This is a genomic window from Kribbella sp. NPDC048837 (assembly GCF_055586945.1).
Genome location: NZ_JBVJHF010000008.1, coordinates 168,354 through 174,806, shown reverse-complemented (window position 1 = coordinate 174,806; position 6,453 = coordinate 168,354). Strand labels below are relative to the sequence as shown.

5 protein-coding genes are annotated in these 6,453 nt (G+C 71.6%); 1 reads left to right on the top strand and 4 read right to left on the bottom strand.

Going from position 1 to position 6,453, the window contains the following annotated elements:
- Window positions 1-388: 388 nt before the first annotated feature.
- The 3 genes from ACZ6O0_RS33120 to lpdA all read right to left on the bottom strand — a co-directional run bounded on the left by ACZ6O0_RS33120 (window position 389) and on the right by lpdA (window position 5,165).
- The gene (locus tag ACZ6O0_RS33120) at window positions 389-1,279 is read right to left on the bottom strand and encodes a TIGR01777 family oxidoreductase (protein WP_465768959.1); all 891 of its coding nucleotides are present in this window, start codon (window positions 1,277-1,279) and stop codon (window positions 389-391) included.
- Between the two features lie 326 nt (window positions 1,280-1,605).
- A complete protein-coding gene (gene sucB, locus ACZ6O0_RS33115; RefSeq protein ID WP_465768958.1) occupies window positions 1,606-3,645 on the bottom strand; it encodes a 2-oxoglutarate dehydrogenase, E2 component, dihydrolipoamide succinyltransferase in 2,040 nt (679 codons plus the stop codon).
- A 140-nt stretch (window positions 3,646-3,785) separates the two neighbouring features.
- Window positions 3,786-5,165 carry a dihydrolipoyl dehydrogenase gene (lpdA, locus tag ACZ6O0_RS33110; RefSeq protein ID WP_465768957.1) on the bottom strand — a complete coding sequence of 460 codons (1,380 nt, stop codon included), beginning with the start codon at window positions 5,163-5,165 and terminating at the stop codon, window positions 3,786-3,788.
- 181 nt (window positions 5,166-5,346) lie between these two features.
- On the opposite strand from lpdA, the gene ACZ6O0_RS33105 reads away from it, so the two are divergent.
- Window positions 5,347-5,664 (top strand): hypothetical protein, encoded by a 318-nt coding sequence (locus ACZ6O0_RS33105; protein WP_465768956.1) that lies wholly within the window; start codon window positions 5,347-5,349, stop codon window positions 5,662-5,664.
- Here the strand turns inward: ACZ6O0_RS33105 and ACZ6O0_RS33100 are convergent.
- Window positions 5,661-6,431: a nitrilase-related carbon-nitrogen hydrolase gene (locus ACZ6O0_RS33100; RefSeq protein WP_465768955.1), complete on the bottom strand. Its 771-nt coding sequence runs from the start codon at window positions 6,429-6,431 to the stop codon at window positions 5,661-5,663. The two genes, ACZ6O0_RS33105 and ACZ6O0_RS33100, sit on opposite strands and share 4 nt — an antisense overlap.
- Window positions 6,432-6,453 lie beyond the last annotated feature (22 nt).

Below are 6,453 nucleotides of genomic sequence, written 5' to 3'. Positions count from 1 at the left end.
CCCATCCCACGCGTGCTCGCCCCGCGGTGTGGCCTGCGTCCTGGCTGGGTGGTGGCTGCGGTGGATCAGATCCCACCTTGCTTGTGCCCGCCGGTGTTCCGGCTCGCGGCTGGGCCTGGGTGAGGCCGGGGTGGACCCACTTCCCACCCCGCTCGGCGTGCTCGTGCTGCGCCGTGAGTCCTGGCCTGGGTGTGGCTGAGGGGTTGGCGAAGTCTCGCCTCGCGGATGCCTAACGCTGCTCCGGCCGGGGGTGTGGCTGGAGGTGGACCAGCTTCCGCCGCGCCGGTGCCAGCGGTGTTCCGGCCTGGGTGGTGGATCCAGGCGAACCACGTCCCACCCGACGCGGCTCGCGCGTGGTGCGGTTTCAGTTCGGCCTGGGGGGTTGGGGTTAGGGGTTGAGGGCGGAGGAGATGGCTGCGGGGGCGGTGGGGTGGTGGAAGGTGAAGTCTTGGGCGAGGAGGCGGGTGGGGAGGGCTCGTTTGCTGCCTAGGAGTTCCCAGGCGAACTCGCCTAGGGCGGCTTTCATGAGGAAGGCGGGGACGGGGATGAAGGCCGGGCGGTGGAGGGCGGTGGCGAGGGCTTGGGTGAATTCCTCGTTGGTGGCGGGGACCGGCAGGTTGAGGTTGACGGGGCCGGTGAGGGTGTCGTTCTCGGCTACGAAGCGGACTGCGCGGAGCCAGTCGGTGAGCGAGATGAGCGGGAAGTACTGGGTGCCGGAGCCTAGGCGGCCGCCGAGGCCGAGGCGGAAGGGGAGGGAGAGGAGCTGGAAGGCGAGGGCCTTGCCGTCGAGGACTACGCCGGTGCGGAGGGCGGCGACGCGGCAGCCGGCGGTGCGGGCGGGTTCGAGGGCGCCTTCCCAGAGTCGTACGACGTCCGAGAGGAAACCCTCGCCGAGTTCGGAGTCCTCGGTGAGGATGCGGTCGCCGCAGTCCATGCCGTAACCGCCGATCCCGCTCTGCGTGATCACGACCGGCCGCCGCTCCAGCTGGCTCGCGACCGCCGCGAGGGTGGCGGTCGTACTGACGCGGCTCTCGCGGATCGTCTTGCGGTACGTCGGGGTCCACGGGCGGCCGATGTTCGCGCCGGCCAGGTTGACGAGTACGTCGGGGGTGCCGAGCGCGGCCGGATCGAGTTCGCCCCGGGCCGGGTCCCAGCGGATCTCGTCGGCGGTGGACGGCGTACGCCGTACCAGTCGGAGGACCTGGTGGCCGTCGGCCAGGAGATCCTGGGCGAGCGCCTTGCCGAGGAAGCCGGATGCGCCGGCCAACACGTACTTCATCCGGGCTCCTAGATCAGCTGGGTCCGTGGCGAGGTCTCGCCACGGGTCGGTCGTGGTTGAGGCACTCGAGTTCGACGGGTCGATCGTGGCTGAGGTGCTCGAGCACGACGGGTCGATGGTGGTTGAGGTGCTTGAGTTCGACGGGTCGTCGTGGTTGAGGTGCTCGGGGTCGATGGATCGATCGTCGTTCGGGTGCTCGCGTTCGAGGGGTCGGTGGTCGTTGAGGTGAGGCGGGCCGGGTGCGGGTGGGGGTGGTCGGGGTGAGATGACAAGGCGCCGGTACCCGTCTCGGGGGAGACGAACACCGGCGCCATCGTCGGACCGGATCAGACGTCGAACTGGGCCTCTTCGAGGCGCTGCTTGACGGCGGTCAGGTAGCGGGCCGCGTCGGCACCGTCCACCAGGCGGTGGTCGTAGGTGAGGGCCAGGTACACCATCTGCCGGATCGCGATCGTCTCGCCGAGCTCCGGGTGGGTGATGACGACCGGGCGCTTCACCACGGCACCGGTGCCGAGCATGCCGACCTGCGGCTGGTTCAGGATCGGGGTGTCGAACAGCGCGCCGCGGCTACCGGTGTTGGTGATCGTGAACGTGCCGCCCGCCATCTCGTCCGGCAGCACCTTGTTGTTGCGGGTGCGGTCGGCCAGGTCGGCGATCTTCTTCGCCAGGCCCGCGATGTTCAGGTCGCCGGCGTTGTGCACGACCGGGACCATCAGGCCCTTCTCCACGTCGACCGCGATGCCGAGGTGCTCGGCGGCGTGGTACGTGATCTCGCCGGCCTCCTCGTCGATCGACGCGTTCAGCTTCGGGTACTGCTTCAGGGCGTCGATCGCGGCGAGCGCGAAGAACGGCAGGAAGGACAGCTTGACGCCCTCGCGGGCCTCGAACTCGGCCTTCTTCGCCTTCCGCAGCTTGGCGATCTCGGTGACGTCGACCTCGACCACGGTGGTCAGCTGGGCCGAGACGCGCAGCGAGTTGACCATGTGGGTCGCGATCGCCTTGCGGATGCGGCTCATCTTCTCGGTCGTGCCGCGGAGCGGGCTGATGGTCGCGGCCTGTGCCGCGGGGGCTGCTGCGGCGGAGGCGTGCGGGGCGGGGGCGGCGGCTGCGGCGGCCTTCTTGGCTTCCGCGGCGGCGATGACGTCCTGCTTGCGGATGCGGCCGCCGACGCCGGTGCCCTGTACGGCGTTGAGGTCGACCTGGTGCTCGGCCGCGAGCTTGCGGACGAGCGGGGTGACGTAGTTCGGGCCTTCTGAGGTGGAGCCGTTCGGGGAGGCTGCCGGTGCCGATGCGGCCGGGGCAGAGGCCGGGGCTGCCTGGGGGGCGGGGGCGGGGGCGGCTGCCGGGGCCTGGGCGGCGGGGGCCTGAGCCGGAGCCGGCGCGGCGGCGGGGGCCGGGGCCGCAGCCGGGGCCTGTGCGGGTGCGGCGGCGGGGGCCTGAGCGGGCGGGGCGGCAGCCGGAGCCTGGGCGGCCGGAGCCTGGGCGGCGGGGGCCTGAGCCGTGGCGGCCTGAGCCTGGGGGGCCGGGGCGGATTCGGCGGGGGCCGCGGCGGGGGCGGCGTTCGCGGAGCCGACGATGGCTAGTTCGGCGCCTACCTCTACGGTCTCGTCTTCGGCAACCTTGATCTCGAGGAGCTTGCCGGCGACCGGGGACGGGATCTCGGTGTCGACCTTGTCGGTGGAGACCTCGAGGAGGGGCTCGTCCACTGCTACGTCGTCGCCGACCTGCTTGAGCCAGCGGGTGACGGTGCCTTCGGTGACGCTCTCGCCGAGGGCGGGGAGGGTGACCGGGGTGCCGGATGCTGCGCCGTTGCCGGACGCGGGTGCCGATGCGGCCGGGGAGGTCGCGGGAGCTGAGGCCGCTGCGGCCGGAGCTTCCTGAGCGGGGGCCTCTGCGGCGGGCGCCTGCTGGGCGGGGGCGGCCTCGGCGGCGGGCGCGGCCTGGGCGGGCGCGGACTCGGTGGCCGGCGCCTGCTGAGCCGGAGCCTGCGCGGCGGGCGCTGCCTGGGCGGGCGCGGCCGGAGCTTCCTGAGCCGGGGCAGCCTGCGCGGCGGGCGCTTCCTGAGCGGGCGCGGCCGGAGCTTCCTGAGCCGGGGCGGCCTCGGCGGGGGCGGAGCCGGTGGATTCGCCGGCGTCGCCGATGACGGCCAGTTCGGCGCCGACCTCTACGGTCTCGTCCTCGGCGGCCTTGATCTCGAGCAGGGTGCCGGCCACCGGCGACGGGATCTCGGTGTCGACCTTGTCGGTCGAGACCTCCAGCAGGGGCTCGTCGACGGCAACCGTGTCACCGACCTGCTTGAGCCAGCGGGTGACGGTTCCTTCGGTGACGCTCTCCCCGAGGGCCGGCAGGGATACAGAGGTCGGCATGACGGTGGTTGCTCCTTCGTCTGATCGGTCGAGTGTCAGCCTACGGTGCCGCCGGCGTGCGCGGGATCCGGGTCACGGCGACCCGCACGCCCCAGCGGCCCCAAACCTACTCGGGCGGTCCAGCGAACCGCCCGAGCGTCTCAGTCATGGAAATGCAAAGGTTTCCCGGCGAGGGCCAGGTGGGCTTCGCCGAGGGCTTCGTTCTGGGTGGGGTGGGCGTGGATGAAGGGGGCGACGTCGGCCGGGTAGGCGTCCCAGTTGTAGATCAGCTGGGCTTCGCCGATCAGCTCGCCGACACGGGAGCCGACCATGTGCAGGCCGACGACGGCGCCGTCCTTGGCGCGGACCAGCTTGATGAAGCCGGCCGTCTTGAGGATCTGGCTCTTGCCGTTGCCGCCGAGGTTGTAGTTGAGGATCTCGACGTCGCCGTACTTCTCCCGGGCCTGCTCTTCGGTCAGACCGACCGACGCGACCTCGGGCTCGGAGTACGTGACGCGCGGGATGCCGGCCTCGTCGATCGGGGTCGGTGCCAGCCCGGCGATGTGCTCGGCGACGAAGAAGCCCTGCTGGAAGCCGCGGTGCGCCAACTGCAGTCCCGGCACGATGTCGCCGATGGCGTACACACCCGGCACGCTGGTCTGCAGCGTCGCGTCCACGGTGACGAACCCGCGGTCGAGCGCGACCCCAACCTCCTCGTATCCCAGGCCGGACGTGTTCGGACCACGGCCGACCGCGACGAGCAGGACCTCGGCCTCGATCACCTCGCCGCCGGCCACTGTCACGCGTACGCCGGAATCCGTCACCGCGACGGACTCGAACGGCGTACCCGTCTTGAAGGCGATCTTCCGCTTCCGGAACGCCCGCTCGAGCGCCTTCGAGCAGTCCGCGTCCTCGGCCGGGACCAGCCGCGGCAGCGCCTCGACGATCGTCACGGCCGTGCCGAAGGAGGTCCAGGCGGAGGCGAACTCGACGCCGATCACGCCGCCGCCCAGGACGACGGCGGACTCCGGGACGCGGTCCAGGGTCAGGGCGTGCTCGCTGGCGATCACCCGGTGGCCGTCCAGCTCGAGGCCGGGCAGCGAGCGCGAGTAGGAGCCGGACGCGAGGACGATGTTCCGACCGGTGTACGTCGTGTCGCCGACCTGCACCGTGGTGGGCGAGGTGAGCCGGCCCTCGCCCTCGATCACGGTGACCCCGCGGGCCTTGAGCTGGCCCTGCAGTCCCTTGAAGAGCCGGTCGACGACGCCGTCCTTGTACTTGTTCACGCCGCCCATGTCGACGCCCTCGAGCGTGGTCCGGACACCGAACTGCTCACCCTCGCGGGCGGAGTCGGCCACCTCGGCGGCGTGCAGGAGGGCCTTGGTCGGGATGCAGCCGCGGTGCAGGCAGGTGCCGCCGACCTTGTCCTTCTCCACCAGGGCGACGGACAGCCCGAGCGTGGCGGCACGGATCGCGGCGGCATAGCCACCGCTGCCGCCTCCGAGAATCACCAGGTCGTACGTCGTACCACTCTCAGTCACAGGTTCCTCCGTGGGTCTGGTCGGCGGGCGGCCCCGGATCGCGGTTCCGGCCCGGCGTCATCTTTTCACCGATCCCACCGGCCGCCACCCTCGACCCGGTCACACTGTGCCGCCCGGGCGGCCCGGAACCGTTACGAGGGTTTTCTCCCGGAGAGTTGCCGGGATAGGGGACACTTACCTCATGAAGTGGTTCGGTCGCCGGCAGAAGGCCGGAACGATGCGCCGGTCGGACACCCCCGATCAGGCGCACCTGCGGGAGTTCGCCCAGACCCGCCAGGGTGTCGAGGGGTTCGTCGAGCCGCGGACGGCGGTGACGGAGTACACCTTGTTGCTGGTGGCCATCGACGGCGAGTGGACCCGGCGCCGGGTCCCGTCGGTCCGGTGGGCGCACGACTTCGCCAACAAGCTCGGCATCCCGTCGTACGACGCCGCCGTGGTCGGCTACCCGCCCCGCATGCGTGAGTACAACGCCCGCATGAAGAAGAACGGCCTGTCCTAAAGGATCGGGACCCGGGCGCGCACGGCACCCACGACCGAGGTGTCGATCGTCGCGTGCAAGGTGCCGGGCACGGCGTCCAAGCGGATCAATGTCTGGCCCAGGGGAGTGGTGACCGAGCTGCGGCCGATCCCCAGCGGATCGCTGCCGCGCGGCGGGACGTACGCCTGGTCGCACGCCAGCAGCCAGGCCTGCGCGTCGGCGGCTCGCGCCCGCGTCAGCAGGTCCCACTGCTCTTCTTTGCCGGGTCCCGCACCCCACGACGCCGGTACGACGATCAGCTCCGCGCCGAGCCGCCCGAGCGCGGTGAACTGCTCGGCGAACCGCAGGTCGTAGCACGTCGCCAGCCCGATCGTCACATCCCGCCACCGGAACGTCACCAGCTCCTTGCCCGGAGCAACAGTGTCCGACTCGCGCGAGCCGAAGGCGTCGTACAGGTGGATCTTCCGGTACGACGCCTCGACGCCAGGTCCCGTGACGAGCACCGTGTTGTGCACCCGCCCGTCGGAAGACGGCTCGAAGAGACCGGCCGCGACGACGACCCCGAGGTCCGCGGCGACCTTCCGTAGGCCCGTCGCGAACGGTCCGTCCAGCGGTTCGGCGACGCCGGCCAGGTCCGTGCCGAAGCAAGCCAGCGTGGCTTCGGGCAGCGCGACCAGTTCGGCGCCGCCCTCGGCTGCCTGCCGGACCGCGGCAGTTGCCGCGGCCAGATTGGCGACCGGATCCGGGCCGGTGCTGAGCTGGGCGGCGGCCACGCGCAGTTCTGTCATGAGGACCTCCGAGGCTGTATAC